The 20470-nt window shown below is 39.6% G+C and carries 19 protein-coding genes; 10 read left to right on the top strand and 9 right to left on the bottom strand.

Annotation, left to right across the window (positions count from 1 at the left end):
• Positions 1-16: 16 nt before the first annotated feature.
• Genes IEE83_RS21260 through IEE83_RS21250 form a run of 3 tightly spaced genes read right to left on the bottom strand, consistent with a single transcriptional unit; the run spans position 17 to position 2272 of the window.
• Complete coding sequence (locus IEE83_RS21260) at positions 17-472, bottom strand: hypothetical protein (RefSeq protein WP_194122513.1); 456 nt, start codon at positions 470-472, stop codon at positions 17-19.
• A gap of 12 nt (positions 473-484) precedes the next feature.
• On the bottom strand, positions 485-1282 hold the full coding sequence (locus tag IEE83_RS21255) for a DUF1223 domain-containing protein (RefSeq protein ID WP_194122512.1): 798 nt from the start codon (positions 1280-1282) through the stop codon (positions 485-487).
• A 27-nt stretch (positions 1283-1309) separates the two neighbouring features.
• Positions 1310-2272, bottom strand: a complete 963-nt coding sequence (locus tag IEE83_RS21250; protein WP_194122511.1) for a heme-binding domain-containing protein — start codon at positions 2270-2272, stop codon at positions 1310-1312.
• Between the two features lie 315 nt (positions 2273-2587).
• Between IEE83_RS21250 and IEE83_RS21245 the strand changes: the two genes are divergently transcribed.
• From IEE83_RS21245 to IEE83_RS21225, 5 genes are all read left to right on the top strand, one after another.
• Positions 2588-3019, top strand: a complete 432-nt coding sequence (locus IEE83_RS21245; RefSeq protein WP_194122510.1) for an organic hydroperoxide resistance protein — start codon at positions 2588-2590, stop codon at positions 3017-3019.
• Between the two features lie 86 nt (positions 3020-3105).
• Entirely contained in the window at positions 3106-3795 is a 690-nt protein-coding gene (locus IEE83_RS21240) for a metal-dependent hydrolase (protein WP_194122509.1), read from the top strand.
• Positions 3796-4199: 404 nt separating this feature from the next.
• The gene (locus IEE83_RS21235; RefSeq protein WP_194122508.1) at positions 4200-4748 is read left to right on the top strand and encodes a DNA-3-methyladenine glycosylase I; all 549 of its coding nucleotides are present in this window, start codon (positions 4200-4202) and stop codon (positions 4746-4748) included.
• Positions 4749-4787: 39 nt separating this feature from the next.
• The gene (locus tag IEE83_RS21230) at positions 4788-5615 is read left to right on the top strand and encodes an SDR family oxidoreductase (protein WP_194122507.1); all 828 of its coding nucleotides are present in this window, start codon (positions 4788-4790) and stop codon (positions 5613-5615) included.
• Between the two features lie 59 nt (positions 5616-5674).
• Positions 5675-6592: a helix-turn-helix domain-containing protein gene (locus tag IEE83_RS21225; RefSeq protein WP_194122506.1), complete on the top strand. Its 918-nt coding sequence runs from the start codon at positions 5675-5677 to the stop codon at positions 6590-6592.
• Between the two features lie 36 nt (positions 6593-6628).
• Here the strand turns inward: IEE83_RS21225 and IEE83_RS21220 are convergent, their stop codons facing one another.
• The 4 genes from IEE83_RS21220 to IEE83_RS21205 all read right to left on the bottom strand — a co-directional run bounded on the left by IEE83_RS21220 (position 6629) and on the right by IEE83_RS21205 (position 10371).
• Positions 6629-7396, bottom strand: coding sequence for a hypothetical protein (locus IEE83_RS21220; protein ID WP_194122505.1), 768 nt, complete (start codon positions 7394-7396; stop codon positions 6629-6631).
• Between the two features lie 164 nt (positions 7397-7560).
• Positions 7561-8331: a LytR/AlgR family response regulator transcription factor gene (locus IEE83_RS21215; RefSeq protein WP_194122504.1), complete on the bottom strand. Its 771-nt coding sequence runs from the start codon at positions 8329-8331 to the stop codon at positions 7561-7563.
• Entirely contained in the window at positions 8328-9428 is a 1101-nt protein-coding gene (locus IEE83_RS21210; RefSeq protein ID WP_194122503.1) for a sensor histidine kinase, read from the bottom strand. The genes IEE83_RS21215 and IEE83_RS21210 overlap by 4 nt, the downstream gene beginning before the upstream one ends.
• A 142-nt stretch (positions 9429-9570) precedes the next feature.
• Positions 9571-10371, bottom strand: a complete 801-nt coding sequence (locus IEE83_RS21205) for a pseudouridylate synthase (protein ID WP_228101918.1) — start codon at positions 10369-10371, stop codon at positions 9571-9573.
• Between the two features lie 406 nt (positions 10372-10777).
• Here IEE83_RS21205 and IEE83_RS21200 point away from each other — a divergent pair, with 406 nt between their 5' ends.
• The 3 genes from IEE83_RS21200 (at position 10778) to IEE83_RS21190 (ending at position 15638) form a co-directional block, all read left to right on the top strand.
• The gene (locus IEE83_RS21200; protein WP_194122502.1) at positions 10778-12568 is read left to right on the top strand and encodes a 7TM diverse intracellular signaling domain-containing protein; all 1791 of its coding nucleotides are present in this window, start codon (positions 10778-10780) and stop codon (positions 12566-12568) included.
• Between the two features lie 291 nt (positions 12569-12859).
• Positions 12860-13039 carry a hypothetical protein gene (locus tag IEE83_RS21195; RefSeq protein ID WP_194122501.1) on the top strand — a complete coding sequence of 60 codons (180 nt, stop codon included), beginning with the start codon at positions 12860-12862 and terminating at the stop codon, positions 13037-13039.
• A 271-nt stretch (positions 13040-13310) separates the two neighbouring features.
• The gene (locus IEE83_RS21190) at positions 13311-15638 is read left to right on the top strand and encodes a S9 family peptidase (RefSeq protein ID WP_194122500.1); all 2328 of its coding nucleotides are present in this window, start codon (positions 13311-13313) and stop codon (positions 15636-15638) included.
• Between the two features lie 258 nt (positions 15639-15896).
• Here the strand turns inward: IEE83_RS21190 and IEE83_RS21185 are convergent, their stop codons facing one another.
• Both IEE83_RS21185 and IEE83_RS21180 read right to left on the bottom strand, forming a co-directional pair.
• Positions 15897-16223, bottom strand: coding sequence for a hypothetical protein (locus IEE83_RS21185; RefSeq protein ID WP_194122499.1), 327 nt, complete (start codon positions 16221-16223; stop codon positions 15897-15899).
• A gap of 160 nt (positions 16224-16383) precedes the next feature.
• Entirely contained in the window at positions 16384-16845 is a 462-nt protein-coding gene (locus IEE83_RS21180) for a hypothetical protein (RefSeq protein WP_194122498.1), read from the bottom strand.
• A gap of 214 nt (positions 16846-17059) precedes the next feature.
• On the opposite strand from IEE83_RS21180, the gene IEE83_RS21175 reads away from it, so the two are divergent.
• Together IEE83_RS21175 and IEE83_RS21170 are read left to right on the top strand one after the other, a co-directional pair.
• Complete coding sequence (locus tag IEE83_RS21175; protein ID WP_194122497.1) at positions 17060-17320, top strand: DUF3072 domain-containing protein; 261 nt, start codon at positions 17060-17062, stop codon at positions 17318-17320.
• Between the two features lie 262 nt (positions 17321-17582).
• Complete coding sequence (locus tag IEE83_RS21170) at positions 17583-20450, top strand: PVC-type heme-binding CxxCH protein (protein WP_194122496.1); 2868 nt, start codon at positions 17583-17585, stop codon at positions 20448-20450.
• The last annotated feature ends 20 nt before the right edge of the window (positions 20451-20470 follow it).

Here is a 20470-nt window from a genome sequence, read left to right as displayed (position 1 = left end):
AAAAGATTTATTTTGCTTAGGGGAAAACGGCTGCCTTTTGATCAAAGATAAAATTAATCCGCTCCTGTTTGTCCGGATCGTATCTTTTCAAAACATCACCACCGTTATTTTCTACTTCGTAATCAACCCGTATTCCATTTTCAGCCGGCAATACTTTTACAGTTTCCACGCATTTTTCTTCGCCGTTTATATTTCCGCCAAACCAGTATGGATTTGGTTGTAGCTCCCAGGTTACAAGCCTGAAAATTTCTCCGGCAACGTGGTTTTCTGACTCATTTCGTGCCGCTTCCAATGCCGGTTTGTTTCCATAAAGCGTGGAAGTGATTCCGGATTTTTTATTAAAAACTGACGTGATCACATGCATATCCGGATCTTCAAAAATTTTCTCAGGCGCCAGTACCGGTTTGGGCGAATTGCTGCATGCTGCCATGAGTATGCAGAGTACAAAAAGTGTCAGGATCTGGATTTTCATCAGCATATTAAATTAAATGTTAACCTTAAAGTCCTGTTTCGCAGCCGCAAAAATCTCTCCGTTATTAGTATTTTGAAGAAAACCGATCACTTCCCAGCCTTTGGGATCAAATCCCGCAGGAATTAAAATTTCTGCATACCCGGAACCTGTTGAACTTACAGATTCACTTTGGATCTGGCGCACAATCTGCACGTGAGAAAGAATACGTCCGGCATTTTCACCTCTTTTTACGGTTGTTTGAGCCACTTTTTGTACCAAAGCCAATTGCAGACTTGTGTTATGGTCAGCACCTTTTGACTGATATTGTACTTTGATCTTGTTAGAATTTAAATTGGCGTTGAGAGAAAGACTGGAAGGGAATGTCGCATGCAAACTGGTAGTAAGCGCATTATTCAACGTCGCTTCCTGGGAACCAATAAATTCCCTTTTGCCATTTACGACAATCTGAGGTGTGTAAACTGTTTCCGTTTTCAACCAGCTCGCATATTGGTATTGTCTTTTGGTAAATTCACGATCGCTGAACACATCTTTCCAGCCCTGGTGATTCCAGTAATCAACATGAAATGCGAGTATATAAACCGGTTTTCCTATATTTTCCTCCTGTACTTTCGCAACAAGATCCTCCGCCGGCGGACAGCTCGAACAACCTTGTGAGGTAAAAAGCTCCACCACGGCAAAACCGGAATTTCCGGTATTGTCAATCTTTTCTTTTTGTACTTCTGTGTTATGTTGGCCTTCAACAAATGAAGTTAAAATGATGGCTGCAACGGCTAAACTTGTAGCAAAAGAGATATTTATGAGCTTTTTCATTGTTTCTAAATTTAATGGTTAAAAAGATTATTTTTTGGTCGGGATATCAAATACAAAGCCGTTTTCAGGAACAAGTTTGTGGCAATTGATGCAGGAAGTGGCAAACGAAATTGTTTTTCCATAAGGCACAAGATCCAAACCGCTGAACCGCGCAAATCCCCAGCCTTCGGTAGCCTTGAATTTTTTGTCATCCCTGATCATCATTTGCACGTTATTGAAATTTCCCGTACTGATATTTCCGTTTTTGTCTTCATGCTGGCTGTTCCAGACCACTTTTACAATAATGGCACCGTTTGGCCAGGGCTTTATTTTGTCTTCTTTTATAGCTTTTACCGCTATGTCATTTCCATAGATCAGCCGCATGGTTCCATTATCAAAACGATTTGTCGAGCTGATCACTTTCCAGTTTTTGTAATCGTCAAAATACCGGATTCCATTAACGGATTCCGGGAAATTATTTGATTGGGCGGTGTGATTTGTCGGTGCATTATGTTCAGATTTTTTAATTGTTGCCGTATCGCCCTTTTCATGAATTTTCGCTGAAAGTCCGGTTACATAATTTTTCAAAATAACCAGCTCTTTGTCAGAAACTTTCGCTGCTGGATGAATGGCGGTGTAAGAGGGAAGCGGCATTTTTTTTGCATCAATCATATTGACCATATACCACAACTTAGCTTCCTGATCTGCTTTTGGTATGCTGTCCCACTCTGAAAAATTAAACCGTTTTCTGGCTTTGTTCACATCAGCCGCAACGATGTGAGAAAACGGCGCGATTTTGTCATACCAGTTAAGGTTTGTTTCGTTGGAATGACAGTCGTAGCAGGAACGCTTGAAAATATTCGCCACATCTTCCGGTCCCTTAAATTCTCCTGTTACCGGCCGTTCTGATATGTCCGGACTTGTTGCCTGAAAGCCTATGAAGGCAACGAACAAAATGGCAAGCAATACAACTGCCTTTCTTTTATAACTGTTTTGTTGTGAGGTGCTCATATCATATTATTTTTCATCAAAAGTATATCCTTCAATGAAAAACGGGAATTGGAAAAAGGCTCAGTCAGGCAAATTCAAGGCTGAACTGGACAAGTGAAAACCTGAATGTTTTAGGCTTCAATGGCTTTTGTATAGGACTGAGTACAGCATGCAAATCACTACTCTGGAAAGATTAAAATACGGCTCTGCCGAATTCAGGTTCGGCGATGACCAACCCAACTTCAACTTCGTCCAATCCGACTATTTATTCATTTCAAACGGGCAGGAGAGAGGTTAATTTTGATACATCAATTTAAAAAAATAAAAAATAAAACAATGGAAACGAACGCAATCAACCAAATCGAAAAAGTACTTTATACAGGAAAAACCCATACAACCGGTGGCCGCGATGGTTTTTCCCGAAGTTCAGATAATCGTCTTGATATTAAACTTTCCTCACCTGGTACTTCGGGTAAAGGAACAAATCCTGAACAACTTTTGGCAGCCGGCTGGTCGGCCTGTTTTATTGGTGCAATTGGAATTGCCGCAGGTAAATCGAAAATTAAACTTCCGGTCGATACCGCCGTTGATACAGAAATTGATCTTGGAACCGGTGAAGGAGGTTATTTTCTTCAGGCCCGTCTCAATGTGAGTTTGCCAGGTATTGACCATGAATTGGCACAAAGTCTTGTATATGAAGCGCATCAGACATGTCCGTATTCCAAAGCAACAAGAGGTAATATTGATGTTGTAATAAACCTGGTTTAACCGGTATATTTGTATTTCACAGCCTGTCTGGTCAAATTGACAGGCTCTGAACTGTTTTAAATCTATCAAATAAAAATAAACAGAAGATGAAAATCACCTACTACGGCCACTCTTGTTTTTCGGTATTTGCCGGCGGCAAACATATTTTATTTGATCCTTATATTTCCGGAAATGAATTGGCGAAAGACATTAACATTGAAGAAATTAAGGCAGATTATATTTTTATTTCCCATGGTCATTTTGATCACATGCTGGACGCGGTAGCCATTGCCAACCGCGCTGGCGCGACGATTGTCGGGATTTGGGAGTTGTACAATTATTTCAATGCGCAAGGCGTGAAAAACGTTTTTCCGTTGAATCCGGGTGGTAAAGCAACTTTTGATTTCGGCGTTGCAAAAGCGGTTTCTGCACAACATTCTGCCAGTTTTTCAGACGGAAGTTACGCCGGCGTAGCGAGCGGATTTGTATTGAAAACCGATGATGGAAATTTCTATTATAGCGGCGATACCGGGCTTACGCTTGACATGACGCTGATCCCGAAATGGGCAGATCTTGATTTTGCCGTTTTCCCGGTTGGCGACGTTCTGACGATGGGTGTGGAAGATGCCATTGAAGCTGCAAATTTTGTAAAAACGACCAAAGTTCTGGGTGTTCATTATGACACTTTTGGATTTATAAAACTCGACAAATCCGAGGCGATCGCTGAATTTGAAAAATCGGGCATAACACTTTATTTACCAGAAATCGGTTCAGAAATTGACATCGCAACGCGGTAGCGGATAAGGTGCATGATTATAATCCGTCACGATGCTATTTTAAAATAAAAAACTTGTGAAAATCCCTTTTTGCGATTGAAAAGTATTCAGCTTTCATTTCACAAAAAGGGATTTTTTTAATTGATAAGGGTTAGTCCGCTGGATAATTAACAATTAATAAATCAAAGATTTCTTCTATAATCATCCGGATTCGCAATTGGGCATCTTATGAACGTAATGCCTTTTTCGGATCCTTCTATTAAGTGCTGCCAGTCGCATGATACTGGCAGCACTTTCTTTTAGTGGTAAGCGCTACTTTCCATTTTGGCTACAACATTTACCAATCCGGATACAATCTCCTTCCTCCGGACCTGCACCTTTGTAATACAATAATGCAAAGGAAAAATTAGCAAAATATAAATCAAATGTCTTACTGCACCTATATCGAAAGTATGTCCGGCGTGCAAAAGGATCTGCACAAAAATTATCATGATAATCAATACGGTTTTCCGATACATGATGATAATGAGTTGTTTGGGAGACTAATTCTGGAAATAAACCAGGCCTGTTTGAGCTGGGAAATTATTCTGAAAAAGGAAGCAAGTTTCAGACATGCTTATGACAATTTTATAATTGAAAAAGTAGCATCCTACACCGAAACGGACCGGGAAAGATTACTGAATGATCCGGGTATTATCCGCAACCGGCTGAAAATAAATGCAGCCATAGAAAATGCTAAAACCATTATTTCACTTCAAAAAGAATATGGCTCATTTGAAAAATGGCTGGAATCTCATCACCCAAAGTCAAAACAGGAATGGGTGAAAATTTTCAAAAAAACATTCCGGTTTACGGGTGGTGAAATTGTGAATGAATTCCTGATGAGCATCGGAATACTTCCTGGTGCACATACTTCATCCTGTCCTGTTTACCACAAAATTTTAAAAGAAAATCCGCTCTGGATTAATGCCTGATCACGTAAATATTTTTAATCAATTAAATCAAAAAACAATATGAAAACGATCTTCATCACCGGCGCATCTGCCGGATTAGGAAAAGCAACTGCAAAATTATTTCAATCAAAAGGCTGGAGAGTGATCGCTACGATGCGTACACCGGAAAAAGAAACGGAATTAAACCTGCTGGAAAATGTGATTTTACTTCCGCTTGATGTTACAAATATTGAACAAATTGAAACAACGGTAAAAGCTGCCATCGCACTGGGCGATATCGATGTTGTTTTTAATAATGCAGGTTACGGATTGATCGGACCTTTGGAATCTTATTCAGAGGAAGAAATCAGAAGTCAGTTTGAGACCAATTTCTTTGGCGTAATATGGGTTACCCAAGCCTTTATTCCTTATTTTAAACAGAAAAGAAGCGGTCTTTTTATTACCACAACTTCGCTTTGCGGTTTGACAACTTATCCGCTTTCATCGATTTACAACGCTTCCAAATGGGCTTTGCAGGGATGGAGCGAAAGTATGTCGTTTGATCTTGCCCGCTTTAATATCGGTATCAAAAATGTAGCACCAGGCGGAATCAAGAGTAATTATATGAACGTGATGACTGTGGCGGAAGACAAGGATTATGATACCTTGATGCAAAGAATGACCGAAGGATTTACGGACGGGACATTAATGGAATTCACGGAATCCGAGGTAATTGCTGATGTTGTATATCAGGCAGCAACGGATGAAAAAGATCAGCTGACCTATCCGGCCGGAAATGATGCGGTGAGGATTTATGAAAAAAGACTGGAACAAGGACCTGAAACATTTAGGAAAAATGTAACCAAATATCTTAATCTGGAAAGTCCTTATAGTATTGCTGCTTTGTAAAATAGGTAACTTGGCATGGAAATCCTGACCGGAATTCCATGCCTTCAATTAGAAAAACCATGAAATCAGAATCCAAACAGCCGTTTATTTTTAACTCAATTTCTGACTTGCATCGCGCATTAGGTTTGCCAAAACCGCTTCATCCACTGGTAAGTCTGGTTGATTATGGTAATATCAAAAACAATACCGATGAAATCAGCAAGGGAATGATCCTGAACTTTTATAAGGTTTCGTACAAAAGGAATTTTCACGGCAAGATTAAATACGGACAGCATTATTACGATTTTGATGAGGGCGGTTTGTCATTTATTTCTCCAAACCAGATCATTTCCGCAAACGAGAATGAAGCGGATTATGGTGGATTTACACTGCTTTTTCACCCGGATTTTATCAGGAATTATCCGCTCGGAAAAAATATCCGGAATTATGGATTTTTCTCCTACGCTGCTTCGGAGGCACTTTATCTTTCTGAAAAGGAAAAAGAAATTGTTATTGGTATTTTTAAAAATATAGAGCACGAGCTTTCCCTGTCGATCGATAATTTCAGTCAGGATATTATTTTATCACAAATTGAACAGCTGCTGAATTACAGTAACCGGTTCTATAACAGACAGTTTATTACAAGAAAGGCGGCTCATAGTGATTTGCTGACTGAGCTGGAACAGATACTTTCTGATCATTTCGATACCAAAGAGGGCCTGGTAAAAGGATTACCTTCTGTGCAGGATATCTCTGAAAAACTAAATGTTTCGCAAAGATATCTGAGTGATATGCTTCGCCAGCTTACCGGACAAAATACCCAGCAGCACATACATAACAGGTTGATTGATAAGGCAAAGGAAATTTTAAGTACGACTGATCTCACGGTTGGAGAAATTGCTTACCAATTGGGTTTTGAACACCCTCAGTCGTTTAACAAGTTGTTTAAAAACAAGACAAAAGTATCGCCGGTGGAATTCAGGCAATCTTTTAATTGATAATTAGTTTTTCAGTTCAGGTTTGAATTTGATCGATCAGGAGATAAGACTTCCCCAAACTTCAACATCCATTTTCAAAAGTCTGCTTTTAAAAAGATCAGTACGATATTTTATGATGAATTTTTTAAAAGTAAAACCTGTGCGCGCCACAAGGCTTTCATTGACACATTCTTCGGATATATTGAAACTGGACGCAACTTCCTGAATGTCAAATTTATGATTGAGTTGAAGCTGTCTTTTAATATATTCCAGAATGCGGTCTGTTTCCGGATGAAATTGCCGGACGGGAATGTATTTCCTGACATATTGAATATTTCTGTCAAGCATGTGTATCAGTGTGAAGACACTGTTTCTGATTATTTCTTTATAAGAATCCGGCCGGTGTTGCATCTCATGCGTGATGAGCTTGATGATCTGGTTAGCAGATTCTCTGTCTATACTACGCTCCATGATTTTGCCCTGGACAAATAATTTATTTGAAACCAGGGATTCAATCTGACCAAACATGGTAGCAAATGTAGTTACATAAGGTTTCTCCCTGGTGGCTGATTTCTGCGATAAACCGGAAATGATGGAGAATATTTTTGTTTTTCCGAAAGTCTGCAAACTGATATTTTGATGCGGACGCAGAATAAAAATACTGTCCTTCTGGTAACTGTATGGGGCGTAGTTTATTGTTGCTTTTCCACTTCCTTCAAGAATTACGATAACTCTCAGGCGGTCTCTGTAAGTGCAAAGTGATTCCAGCTCACTGGATTCCAGGCTGGCCAGAATGCATTTGTTGTGTATGTTAAGTTCTTCCACAATTCAGTCGCTAAAATAAAACGGGTTTAGGAATGATCTCCGGTTTCCCGGACAACGATCATTTAAAACTGTTTAAATTGAAGCTATATGAAAAATAAAAATGTCTCAATGACCGGTTTTTGAAGCTGAACGGGCGTTTTTAGTGGAAGAATGAAAACCAGGGATTATTTTCCCAGCCACTGTTTAAAATCCGAAATACGATCTGTACTGACGTAAATTTCCTGCTGTGCCGCCGGAGCGAGTTCAAGTTTAAGCCGTCCTGCGGACAAAGAATTGATGGAACTGATACTTCCAAGCGAAATAATCAGCGATCTGTTGATACGAAAAAACTGGCTTGGGTCCAGCAGCTGAATCAGTTTATCCAGACTATAATCCATAGTAAGGTGTTTTCCGTCAAATGTTTTCAAATAGGTCGCCTTTTGTTCAATTGTAAAATAGGCGATATCTGCTGTTTTTACGCTGAAAAGCCTTGTTCCGGCAGAAGCCATAAATCTGTCCTTGTAATTTTCATGCTGGTTAGGCACTTGCAGCCACGATTTTAATTGTGACAAATCCGGGAAGGTTTTATTTTTAAAATGTACGTCTTTAAATTTATTGAGCGCACTTTCTAGCTCTGCCGGATTAACCGGTTTTAAAAGATAATCTACGCTATTTGCTTTGAATGCTTTCAGCGCATATTCGTTGTAAGCCGTCGTGAAAATAATTGGAATTGTCAGGTTCAGCTGCTCAATGATTTTAAATCCAAGTCCGTCTTCCAGCATGATATCCAGAAAAACAAGATCCGGCTGGGCATTATTGCTGTTTTCGAGCCAGAGAATACTTTCTTTTACGGAAGGTATTTTTGCGAGTATATAAACAGTAGGATCATACCTTAAAACAAGGTTTTCCAGTCTGTTTGCGCTAAGGGTTTCGTCTTCAATAATGAGAACGTTCATGAAATAAGAGGGATTTTAACAACAAACTGATTGTGCTGTTTTTCTACCAGCACGGGTTTGTTGACAAGCAATTTATACCGGTTAATAATATTATGTAAACCAATTCCGGTCGAAGCCTCCGTTGGTTCCCGAAGCTGAACCGGATTCCGGACAATCAGAAAATCGTCTTCAATGCTGATGGTTATTACCAACGGACTGGTGGCCGACATCTGGTTATGTTTTACTGCATTTTCAACAAGAAGCTGTAAAGTGAGCGGTACAATAGAATAAGAATCAAGTTGCTCCTCCGAAAGCCTAATTTCCAGATTTATTTTGTCCTCAAATCTTGTTTTTAGCAAATACATGTACGTTTCCAGAAACTCGATTTCAGTGCGCAGTTTGATCTGGTCAAAGTCAGATTGTTCAAGTATGTAGCGGTAAGCTTGCGAAAGACGACTGATAAATTCTATGGACAATTCCTTGTCGGTTTCAACAAGTGTGCTCAGAACGCTGAAATTGTTAAATAGAAAATGAGGACTTACCTGGTTTTTCAGTGCATTAAAATGTGCTTTGATATTTTCTTTTTCAAGACGTTCCGCATTGATATGCACATGCTGCAATCGTTGATAAACACGAACATTTGATGCAAGGTAATAAGCTGCCATAAGCGCCATTACCGTCAATCCATTGTTTGCTCGCCGTTTTTGCTGTATCATAAGAAGTTCGCCCGAGGAGCTTACATGAAAAAGATGAGGATCCCAGATTGATTCCATCCAATGCCACAGCGCTCTGAACGCAATATTAAACATTGCTGCAAGGCCGATCGCAATGAGCAATGTCAACAATTGATTTATGAATTTATAGTGGATTGAATTTTTGCTGCTGGGAAACCTGGCAATATAATATTGCAGCCACTCGATAACATTTAACCACAAGGTATAAAATAATCCGCTGATGATCAGTTCAATAATCCAGAGTGGGAATTTGTGAAGTAGGAGAGGGACAGTGTAATTGGTAACATTTATGTAAATACGAATGGGTACGTAAATAATCGCAAATCCGAATCCCAGCTTCCATTTTTGCTTATGGGAAAGTGGATAAAGTGTTTCTGCCCACATAAATTGAGATGATTTATACGCCGGTTATATCAAAGGCGCGGAGCCTGTTAATTTTACCCATTCAATTCTTGTAGTCTGGTAAATTTAAATTTGCAAATTGATCAGAAAAACGGATTTGTTTAAGGGAAAAAAAAGAACCAGATTAAACCGGCTTTTCATCCATTTCAATTCCTGCCAGCATATGTCCCAGAATAGGCTCACATTTTTCACGACAGGCAGGGTAAAAGTGCCCATGTTTCCAGAAATCAGATTTAGGAGATAATCCCCACCAGAATTCTGCCATGGCAATAGGCTGCATATTTTGCAGAAAAGCATATTGAAGTAACTTTGGAGCAGCACATTCTCCGGCTCCGGCGGGTGGATTTTTATAGGATGCATTTTCGAAAATCTCACACAAACTTTTTTCCTCCCCATCCTGGTTTAGGAAATTATACTGCTCAAAAATTTCCTGTTGTAAGGAAACAGAATGCGCTTTGCGTATTGTTTTTAGTGTTTCAACTTCTTCCTGTGTCCCTGATTCCTGATCTTCGAGCTCTTTTATTTGCTGGCTTATCTGTGAAAGTTTTTCCATTCCGGTGTTCAGAAAACCACCATCAGCCATGCCGTCAAAAATGGGCGGGACAAATTTACTGTGATGATTTCCGCCGGCCAGTTTCCCTGAAAATGCTGATAAATATCCAATTTCATCTTCCTCGGTCCTCACGACCAAAACACCAAACATTTTGCCAATAACGGCTCCTTCCTGATCAGGTTTTAACCCGAAATTATGATCCCATTCATCCTGGTTTTCAAGGTGTGATTGCAGTTTTTCAACAGCCAGCAGAGAAAGCGGATGTGGCTCGTAATCAAACGGAAATGTAAATTTATCAGGAAAGGAATACGCAGCGAGTGATTCTTCAAAAATGCTGAAAATCGTATCCGTTGGGGAGATGGATTGTGTCAAAAGGAAATTGTAAAATTCATTAATGGATCAGCGTATGCAAAACGCCTGCAAAATTAATAATATCCAATAACTTTTGACTTACAAAGCATTAAATAAAAAGACGCAATTCTTTTGACAGGCTGAAATACTATTTCAGAAACCCAGTATTACTGCCGTTACTATCAAATAAAGGATCATGGTAACCGTTGATTTGTTCATAATGTTTTATTTTGAGTTTTGGACAAAAGAAATGACAAAACGATTGGTTTGATATTCAAGGATATTGGTACGCTTTTTTAGCACTTACGCAAATAAATTGAAAATGGTTGCTTGTAGATTGCCAGAAGTTCAGATGGACCGCAAACTATGAAATATGTACCCTTCCAAGTTTATTTTGTATCTTTTCAAAAAAATGTAAATCCGGGCGTTGAATAAGATTTTTGTTTTCCTGATCATTTTACTTTTGCCGGTTGCCGCTTTTGCCCAACCAGTTTATCTTTTGAGCGATAGTTCCTCTGCAACCATAAAAAGGTATGCAGTCCTGCCTGATCGTGATTATACTTTTGAAAAAATAGTTTCAGATACCACGCTTGCTTTTGTTGAAGGCGATTCGCTGGGGAAAGGACACGCGACTCACTATTGGCTTAAAATCAGGATTAAAAATCCGTTTCATTACGCCGGGGAATTTTATATTTCATTAAATCTTAACCTCGACAACATATTATACTATTTCAATGAAAATACCCAAAAATGGGTAGCTTATCAAAATGGAATGGCGTCGCCGTATATAGGTAAGCGTAACGTTAACGAGATGGCTTGTATTTTACAGGGCCAGGCTGAAAATGTCTTGTACATCAGAGTGGACGCAAGTATGCTTAGGGGACATAATTATAGTGTCAAACCGATAATAAAGATTAAAAAGGCAGCTTATGTAGATAGTAAAGAACAAATGATGTGGCTTTCCTGGATCGCTTCATTTTCTGTGTTGATTCTGTTCTTTATAAACAACCTGTATATTTATTTTGGTCTCAGAGATAAAACTGTTTTGTTTTATCTGATCGCGCAGTTGGGTGGAATGCTTTATATTACGGCTTATAAAAGATTTTACAGTATTTTTTTTAGCAGCCCAATTTTCACTTCCACGGTATCAACAGAAGGGCAGCTGCATTCTTTTGATATGACCAGCGTGCTGATGCATGGGAGCATATTACTGATCATGTATGGACTTGTACAATTAACCCGGTCGTTTTTAAGTACAAAGAAAATACTGCCGGTTATGGATTCCGCCCTCCGCATCGGATTACTTGTGTATGTGTTGGTTACGGTGATTCTTGTTGCGATAAATATTTTTATAACTTATCTGGAAGACTATACCTTATTGTATCACAATATTCTTGCTTTGCTGTTGATTACAATCATCATGTGCACCTGCGTGGTTGGTTATTTGCGAAAACTTCCGGCCTCTACACCTTTTTTAGTAGCCAATATTCTTCCGTTAATTTTCATGTTTGCCACAGCATTATATCATGTTTTTATCAGTTTCAATTTTACTGACGGTTCATTAATGCCTGATTTTTCAATTATTTCCCAGGCACTTGCGTTTTCGGTGGCTTTGGTGGCACGTACAAAATCCATTCATAAAGACCTGAAAGCAAAAGAAATAGAGGCGCGGCAGCTGGAATTTGATTTGAAAGAAATAAACTTACGTCAAAGACTGATCGAACTGGAAAACCAGAAAATCAATGCTGACATCCGGCATGAAAAAACACGAAATGAATTACTGGAACAAAGGCTGGAAGTAAACCAGCGGGAACTGGCATCTACAACATTGTATATGGTCCAGAAAAACGAGCTGCTCGCAAGTTTGAAAACACAAATCCAGGAGCTGGACAAGTTATATCCTGACAGCAAACACCAGGGCCTGAAAAGTATTGAGTCAATCCTCCAAAGTAACCTGTATCTGGATGGCGACTGGCGAAAATTCAAATTGCATTTTGAACAGGTCCATCCTCATTTTTTTGAAAATCTGCTGGCGAAATATCCTTCGCTTACCAAAAATGAAATTCGCCTTTATGCTTATTTTCATATCAATCTTTCTACCAAGGAAATTGCCGCTTTACTCAATATTGACCCGGCCAGTGTGCGCCGCGCAAAAACCAGACTTTACAAAAAAATGGCCCTCGTTGAGGAAAGTGATTTGCAGGATGACAATAACTAAACTAAAATAGCCCGGATTGTATAATTTTATTAAAACCTTGATTTTTGTTAAAAAAATGAGGCTTTTATTCCATTTGTACACACTTTGTCTATGTCTGTTTTTTGGTATTGGACAGTTTAGTGTCTTGTTTTGCTAAGAAATTAATGTACCCTCCCTACTATCAAAAGATGTGTTTAATTAAGGCAGGATTATGCCCGAAAATTAAATTTCATGTTGTTGCATGTGATTAAAAAACGGTACTAAGCAGCGAAAAAAAAATCGGAAACCCAGTACATTAAATTTGAAAAACCTATGAACACAACTAGTGAAAGAGGAAGTGAAAAATGTAAATCTTTGAGGAAAAGCTTATCCGAGACAATCGGATTGATCGTCATTCTTTATTGTGTTTATTTATTTGCTAATCTGGTAGTCAGCGGATATCTCAAAGATCAGACACTTACCAAAAGTTTGCTGGATTTTTGGCCAAAATAATTAAAACCGTAAACCTGAATCAGAAAAGTAATAATCCGAAATCGTTTTACCTGAATAATATTTTGCAGGAGATTTTACGATTAATGTAAGCTCGGGCAGAGACTATTTTCCTGAATAGTCTCTGCTTTTTTTATTCTGGCTTGTGAATGAGAATCGAAATTATTGTCTTACAAACGATTTTTATCTGGTGCGTAAACTTACATGCTGAAAAATACTTATTTTGCAGCACGGGAATATTTCCTCACATCCTATTACAAGGCAACAACCTAATATGAAGAAATTATTTACAGTCTTTTTGCCCGTTTTCCTAACCGGTTCAGCGTTTTCGCAGCAAGCGGCGCTGACAGCAAACGACTATCAAAAAGCAGAAAGTTTTCTAGCTCCTAACACGCAAAAGTACATCGACAATGTTGCCGGAAAATCGACCTGGATCTCCGGAGAGCGGTTTTGGTATCGTACCCTCACGGCACAAGGCAGCGAATTTATTTTGGTAAATGCACTGAAAGGAACGAGATTGCCTGCTTTCAACCACCAAAAACTGGCGCAATCTCTTTCTTCCGCAAGCGGAAAAAATTATACCGCTTTTATGCTTCCTTTTCAGAATTTTGCTTTTTCAGCGGATGAAAAATCTATTTTGTTTACCGCCAGTGGTAAGCAGTGGAAAGCCGATTTGAAAACATACCAAATTACAGAAGATACTTCGGTAAAAATAAAAACAGACGAAGATCCGAAAAGCGAAACATTGTCTCCTGATGGGAAAAAGGCTGTTTTGATAAAAGATTATAATTTATGGCTTCGTGATGTCGCATCCAATCAGCTTACACAGCTGACAACTGACGGAATTAAGGATTTTGGATATGCTACGGACAACGCCGGGTGGCGTCATAGTGACAAACCGGTATTGCTTTGGTCGCCTGATTCCAAAAAGATTTTTACTTATCAGCAGGATGAAAGAAAAGTAGGGGATATGTTTTTGGTAACGACCAATGTTGGTCATCCAAAACTGGAAGCATGGAAATATCCTTTGCCGGGTGACAGCGTTGTGGCAATGCTGCATCGTGTGATTATCAATGTGGAAACCCCCAAAATAGTGCGTTTGCAAATTCCTGCTGACGTTCACAGATCAACTTCCGGTGATGATATCAGTCGTGGCGGTGTACTTAATGATGCTGCCTGGAGCCCGGATGGTTCGCAGCTTATGTTTGTTTCCACCTCCCGTGATCACAAACAGGAAAAGGTAAGACTTGCTGATGCGGCTACGGGTTCAGTAAAGGAAATTTTTGAAGAAGTTTCGCCAACACAATTCGAATCAGGGCAAAGAGGTATCAGCTGGCGGTTTTTGGCTGCTAGCAAGGAAATTATCTGGTATTCAGAAAAGGATAACTGGGGACATTTGTATTTGTATGATGCGACATCCGGTAAGCTGAAAAATCAGATCACCAAGGGTGAGTGGCTGGTTACGCAATTGATAAAAGTGGATGAAAAAAGCCGTGTAATCTATTTTATGGCTAATGGAAAAGAATCCGGAAATCCATATTTCAGTCATTTTTACAAAATAAATTTTGATGGCTCAGGTCTTACCTTATTAACACCAGAGGCTGGATTTCACACCGTTTCACTCTCGACTTCCGAAAATTATTTCATCGATACCTATTCACAACCTGATGTTACTCCGGTTATGGTTTTGCGAAATATGAGTGGAAAATTAATCACCGAGCTTGAAAAAACAGATGTAAGCCGTTTGAAAACAATTGGCTGGAAAGCGCCGATTCCTTTTTCCGTGAAAGCGCATGACGGGAAAACGGATGTATACGGATTAATGTACACGCCATCAAAACTGGACTCCACAAAAAAATATCCGCTTGTCGATTATATCTATCCTGGCCCGCAAGGTGGGAGCGTGGGTTCCTGGGCATTTTCCGCTTCGAGAAGAGACAATCAGGCTTTGGCTGAACTTGGATTTATCGTGATAGAGCTGGAAGGTACAAGTAATCCGTTGCGGTCGAAAAGTTTCCATGATATGAATTATGGGCAAATGGCTGAAAATACTTTGCCTGATCAGGTTTCAGGAATTAAACAATTGGCAGCGAAATACAACTGGATCGACACCAGCCGTATAGGTATGCATGGACATTCCGGAGGCGGTTTCGCTACGGCTTGTGCGATGTTCACATATCCGGATTTTTTCAAAGTTGGAATTTCGGAATCGGGTAACCAGGATAACAGAAATTATGAGGACGACTGGGGCGAGCGTTACATTGGTTTGTTGACAAAAGATTCAAAAGGCGTGTCAAATTATGAAGCGCAGGCAAATCAGGTTCACGCGAAAAATTTAAAAGGAAAACTGATGCTGGCACACGGTATGATGGACGATAATGTGCCGCCATACAACACAATGCTGGTTCTTGAAGCGCTGGAAAAAGCGAATAAAGATTATGACCTGATCATTTTCCCAAACAGCCGTCACGGATATGGTAACTATGTTCCTTATATGATGAGACGTCGCTGGGATTATTTTGTTCGCCATCTGTTAGGTGCCGAACCTCCGAAAGAATATCAGCTGAATTATGTTACTGATCCGAGAAATTCAGTGAAGTAATTGATAGAATTTTTGATAGAAAAGGGAATAATCGGTCAAATGATTGTTCCCTTTTTTGTTAATAATGAACCTTAAATTGCACGGTTGTATCATTAGGTGTCGTTTTGTATGCAGGAAAAATCTATAAAAATCAGTTATAAACTGGAAACAGGCTACCTAATTTTACGAGTTTAACTTTTATTTTCTTTTCCATAATGATCGAAACTTAATTGTTTGATATCAGACAGTTAGAAGAAAATTACAAGAAAAGAAATCAACTTAATCTATATCTTCCGGATAATCTTCATTCGGAAATACTTCCAAATAATTACGAATTTCATCATCATCTAATTTTTTATCTACTATTTCCTGCAATTGCTGAGCTGAGGCTTTATAAAGGCCTGACCAGCCACTTGGCGGATCAATGGCAACACGTAAAAGCTCATGTTTTTTATTGTAATTCGCCAGATAACACGGCCCGAAATCCGTGAATGCACTTACTTCGTAAGATTCTTGATTTAAGAAATTTCTTTTTACTTGTTTATTTAATTCCGCAATAGTCTCAACGCTGCCATTTTTACAATCCCCCAGCTTTATAGCAACCAAATTACTTCTTGTTATCTTCCAGTAAATTATCAAAACAAAAAAGTGGAAGTACTACCCAAATCAAGGATGTTTTAAGTTTCATTGCTAATAGAAATGATTTAGTTTCAGGCTTTTGAATGTTTACAAGCTAGGAAATTTTTCAGTAGGACAAATCATTTCTCTACAAATCATCTTTTCTGATCACAAACTGATATTCTGTCAAACCATATCCATATTCGTCCCGGGATAAAATTGTGGAAATCCATCTTTCGTTTTTTACCGGATTTATTTCTAAAACAAGAGTTTTTGTCCCGCCGGTAATTTTGAAAAATCTTATATTCTTGAATGTATCACCGGGTACGGGATTATGTCCAAAATGCCCCAAATCTTCCCGGATTTTTGTTGTGGACAGGCGGGGAATTGGAATGATGCTATCTATCTGAACAACACTGTCAATGCTTCTGTCATAAATAGGTACTTGAAATTCAGCATGTAAATCTGTGTCAGTCTGATTTTTTACATAATAATAAGAACTACCAACCGGCTCAATCAAGATTTTATTAGCAGGATCATCGGGATTTTTGCAACCTGAAAATGATAGCGACATGAAAATGAGGCATAAGACAGTTTGGATCCGGTTCATTTTGGTATAAGTTAAAAGAGGATACAATAAGGACACGATTTTTCCGAATATGGTTGTCTTGGGTATAAGATTCGTTTAAAATTTGAAATTTAGAAGTTGAATTTGCGGTTAAAATTCTACCATCAAACGTATAGTACGACTCTGAATAGCGGTATTGATGTAAATCTTTCTGGCTCAGTTTTTTTATATATCCTGTCAAATCAACAAAACTAAAATGGCAACTATAAATAAAGAATCGGGAGATGAGACTCAAAATCCATCAAACGAAAATCAGGTAATCAAAGGCGATAATACCGTTAAAGATCCGGATGAATGGACCACAGGAAATGAGCCCATGACAGGCGCACAACATTCTTACCTCAAAACTCTTTCTGACGAAGCCGGAGAGGAGTTTGATGAAAAGTTGAGCAAGGCAGAAGCGTCTAAAAGAATTGATGAACTGCAACATAAAACAGGCAGAGGATTGAGTAATTAATTTCCTGCTTGCATATAACCGGCTGTTAATGTTAGATTTTAATCTCTGATTGACAGCCGGTTATGTTTTTTAAAATGTATGAAAATTTACTTATAATTTATCTTTAAATGTTAATATCTTATATTTTTGGACTCGGAGAAAGTGGGCCATTAATTTGATTATTAACATATTATATGAAATCAGACGGGTAACTTCTGTTATATATTCACTTTTTTAAATAATCAGAAAGTGAATATTCCTAACACCTTTACAGCCCGTTATTATGTCCGCATTTCGTTTACTTATTCTGCTGCTTTCAATCTTTTTTATTGTTCCAAAACCATTCAGCAGCGCTCAGAAAACCAAAACTTCTGCCGTTACAGATACCACCAATTTCGACAGGGATTATGCTTTGGAAGCAACCATGCTCGGTTTTTTCGCTCCGGATGGCTCTCGCAACCCGACTTTAAAAGCAAATAAAGGAGATCGTGTAAGAATCAAAATTACCAACGGTGAGCTGATGACACATGACATTTCTTTGGAGAAAATGGGTCTGAAAAGTAAGGTGATTATTGAAAAAGGAACGAGTACGAGCCTTATTTTCAAAGCTGTTGAAAGTGATACCTACTTCTGTTCTGTTCCGGGTCACCGTGCGGCAGGAATGGTTGGGAGTTTTGAAGTGGTGGAAGGAGTGATTTCGGATAAAACAATAGCGGGTAAACTGCCAACAAAAGATGGAAGGCCGCTAAACCTGAATTTTGAAACCGGTACTTTAAAAGACTGGACAGCAACGGGTAATGCTTTCGCCAATCCTCTTTTTTCAGACGACCCGTCTCCGGTTCATGAAAAAGATATGCATATCGGCTTCGAGGGGAAATATTTCCTAAGCAGCGGCGGGACAACAAACTACAAACTTACAGGTACTTTAACTTCGGTTCCTTTCAAGGTTACACAGCCGTTTGCAGCGTTCAGGGTTTCCGGCGGAGCTTTACAGGATACGCGTGTGGAACTTGTGCTTGCCGGGACAGATAGCGTTATTTTTCACATCACAGGCCAGGGAAGAGCTACGTTACAGCCGGCAGTAGTTGACCTTCAGGCTTATCAGAATAAAGAAATTTTCATCCGTATCATCGACAACGAAACCGGTATTTCCCAGATTCCGTACATTCCTGATGATAAATGGGGACATATCAATTTTGACGAATTTCTTTTTTACCCAAGTCGGCCCGATTTTCCTAACGAGTTGAAACAAAAGGATATTATCATCTTACCACCGCTTGATCCGGTACTTCACGCAGGACTTTCGGGAATAGAAGCGGCCAAAGTGATGACGCCGCCAAAGGGTTTTAAAATTACACTTGCTGCCGCTGAACCGGATATCGTTCGCCCGATCAGTTTTACGATCGATTCCCGCGGGAGGCTTTGGGTTGTTGAAGGACATACCTATCCTGTTCCCGCTCCGGAAGGACAGGGAAAAGACCGGATTTTGATATTTGAGGATACAGATGGCGATGGTACTCTTGATAAAAGAAAAGTTTTCACGGAAGGATTAAATCTGGTAAGTGGTATTGAAGTGGGAATGGGAGGAGTTTGGCTTGGCGCCGCACCTTATTTATTATTTATTCCGATCGATGCAAAGAATGACAAACCAGCCGGTCCGCCGCAAAAATTGCTTGATGGCTGGGGTGTGGATGATACCCATGAAGTACTCAATAACCTTAGATGGGGCCCAGACGGCTGGCTTTATGGAACACACGGTGTTTTCACACGCTCCAATGTGGGGAAACCGGGTGCTTCGGATGCAGAACGTACCAAAATAAATGCTGGTGTATGGAGATTTCATCCAACATCACACGAATTTGAAGTTTTTGCGGAAGGTTCGAGCAATCCTTGGGGAATTGATTTCAATGATTACGGACATCCTTTTATCACCGTTTGTGTGATTCCGCACATGTATCACGTCATACAGGGCGCAAGGTACCAGCGCCAGGCGGGGAAACATTTCAATCCTTATACTTATGACGACATCAAAACCATTGCCGATCACGTGCACTGGGTAGGAGAGCGCGGTCCGCATGCAGGAAATTTCCGGTCCGGATCTGCCGGTGGTGGTCATGCACATGCGGGAGCGATGATTTATCTGGGAGGTGATACCTGGCCGCAGGAATATCGTAACGAGATTTTCATGAACAATATCAATGGTGCAAAACTAAATATCGACCACCTTGAACGCAAAGGATCCGGATATCTGGCAACGCACAGAAACGATTTTCTTTCCATGAACGATTCGTGGTCGCAGTGGCTGAATTTTAAATACGATCCAAGCGGTTCTGTATTTGCGATCGACTGGTATGATAAAAATCAATGTCATAGCCCAAATCCGGACGTCCATAACAAAACAATGGGCAGGATTTTCAAAATTACCCATGAAAGTGATAAGTGGGTAAAAGTGGATTTGTCAAAAGCGTCTGATATGGAACTTGTTAATTATCAGCTTAATAAAAACGAATGGTATGTAAGGCAGGCGCGCGTGATTTTGCAGGAACGTGGCCCGAATAAAAAAGTACACAAAGCACTGAAAGAAATGCTCGCGAAAAATCCTGATCCAACAAGAAAACTTCGTGCCTTATGGACGCTTCATGTTACAAAAGGACTTACCGAAAAAGATCTTACGGATTTGCTGGCTAACGACAACGAATATTTAAGAAGCTGGGCCATCCAACTTTTAACGGAAAGCAAAAATGTTTCTCCTGAAACGTTGAAACGGTTTGCTGCTTTGGCGCAAAATGATAATTCGTCACTGGTAAGATTATACCTGACTTCTGCCATGCTCAGACTGGAACCTGCGCAGCGCTGGGATGTTGTCGAGGCGCTTTCCCAAAAAGTTGAAGATAAAGACGATCACAATCTGCCTCTGATGGTTTGGTATGCAGCAGAACCTTTGGCTGCAATTGATATGAAACGAGCTTTACAAATTGCTCAAAAAGCAAAACTTCCAAATATTTTGCCTTACACAATTCAGCGTGTCGCGGCCATTGGAACTGATGATTCCAAAAAGGTTTTGAAGGATTTGAATGAGAAACTGGGTCAAACCCACTCACATGAAAATCATGAAAGCCAGATGCTTATCAGCAAAGCTTTGGAGAAATAAACTGAATTTAAGATATAAAT

The organism is Dyadobacter subterraneus (assembly GCF_015221875.1).
Lineage (GTDB): Bacteria > Bacteroidota > Bacteroidia > Cytophagales > Spirosomataceae > Dyadobacter > Dyadobacter subterraneus.
The sequence above is the reverse complement of the archived record's forward strand: the minus strand, read 5'-3'. Positions and strand labels throughout refer to the sequence as shown.

Excerpts from the sequence above, each read along its gene's own strand:
- IEE83_RS21260 (WP_194122513.1), bottom strand. The coding sequence starts at position 472 with ATGAAAATCCAGATCCTGACACTTTTTGTACTCTGCATACTCATGGCA.
- IEE83_RS21255 (WP_194122512.1), bottom strand. The coding sequence starts at position 1,282 with ATGAAAAAGCTCATAAATATCTCTTTTGCTACAAGTTTAGCCGTTGCA.
- IEE83_RS21250 (WP_194122511.1), bottom strand. The coding sequence starts at position 2,272 with ATGAGCACCTCACAACAAAACAGTTATAAAAGAAAGGCAGTTGTATTG.
- IEE83_RS21245 (WP_194122510.1), top strand. The coding sequence starts at position 2,588 with ATGGAAACGAACGCAATCAACCAAATCGAAAAAGTACTTTATACAGGA.
- IEE83_RS21240 (WP_194122509.1), top strand. The coding sequence starts at position 3,106 with ATGAAAATCACCTACTACGGCCACTCTTGTTTTTCGGTATTTGCCGGC.
- IEE83_RS21235 (WP_194122508.1), top strand. The coding sequence starts at position 4,200 with ATGTCTTACTGCACCTATATCGAAAGTATGTCCGGCGTGCAAAAGGAT.
- IEE83_RS21230 (WP_194122507.1), top strand. The coding sequence starts at position 4,788 with ATGAAAACGATCTTCATCACCGGCGCATCTGCCGGATTAGGAAAAGCA.
- IEE83_RS21225 (WP_194122506.1), top strand. The coding sequence starts at position 5,675 with ATGAAATCAGAATCCAAACAGCCGTTTATTTTTAACTCAATTTCTGAC.
- IEE83_RS21215 (WP_194122504.1), bottom strand. The coding sequence starts at position 8,331 with ATGAACGTTCTCATTATTGAAGACGAAACCCTTAGCGCAAACAGACTG.
- IEE83_RS21210 (WP_194122503.1), bottom strand. The coding sequence starts at position 9,428 with ATGTGGGCAGAAACACTTTATCCACTTTCCCATAAGCAAAAATGGAAG.
- IEE83_RS21195 (WP_194122501.1), top strand. The coding sequence starts at position 12,860 with ATGAACACAACTAGTGAAAGAGGAAGTGAAAAATGTAAATCTTTGAGG.
- IEE83_RS21190 (WP_194122500.1), top strand. The coding sequence starts at position 13,311 with ATGAAGAAATTATTTACAGTCTTTTTGCCCGTTTTCCTAACCGGTTCA.
- IEE83_RS21180 (WP_194122498.1), bottom strand. The coding sequence starts at position 16,845 with ATGAACCGGATCCAAACTGTCTTATGCCTCATTTTCATGTCGCTATCA.
- IEE83_RS21175 (WP_194122497.1), top strand. The coding sequence starts at position 17,060 with ATGGCAACTATAAATAAAGAATCGGGAGATGAGACTCAAAATCCATCA.
- IEE83_RS21170 (WP_194122496.1), top strand. The coding sequence starts at position 17,583 with ATGTCCGCATTTCGTTTACTTATTCTGCTGCTTTCAATCTTTTTTATT.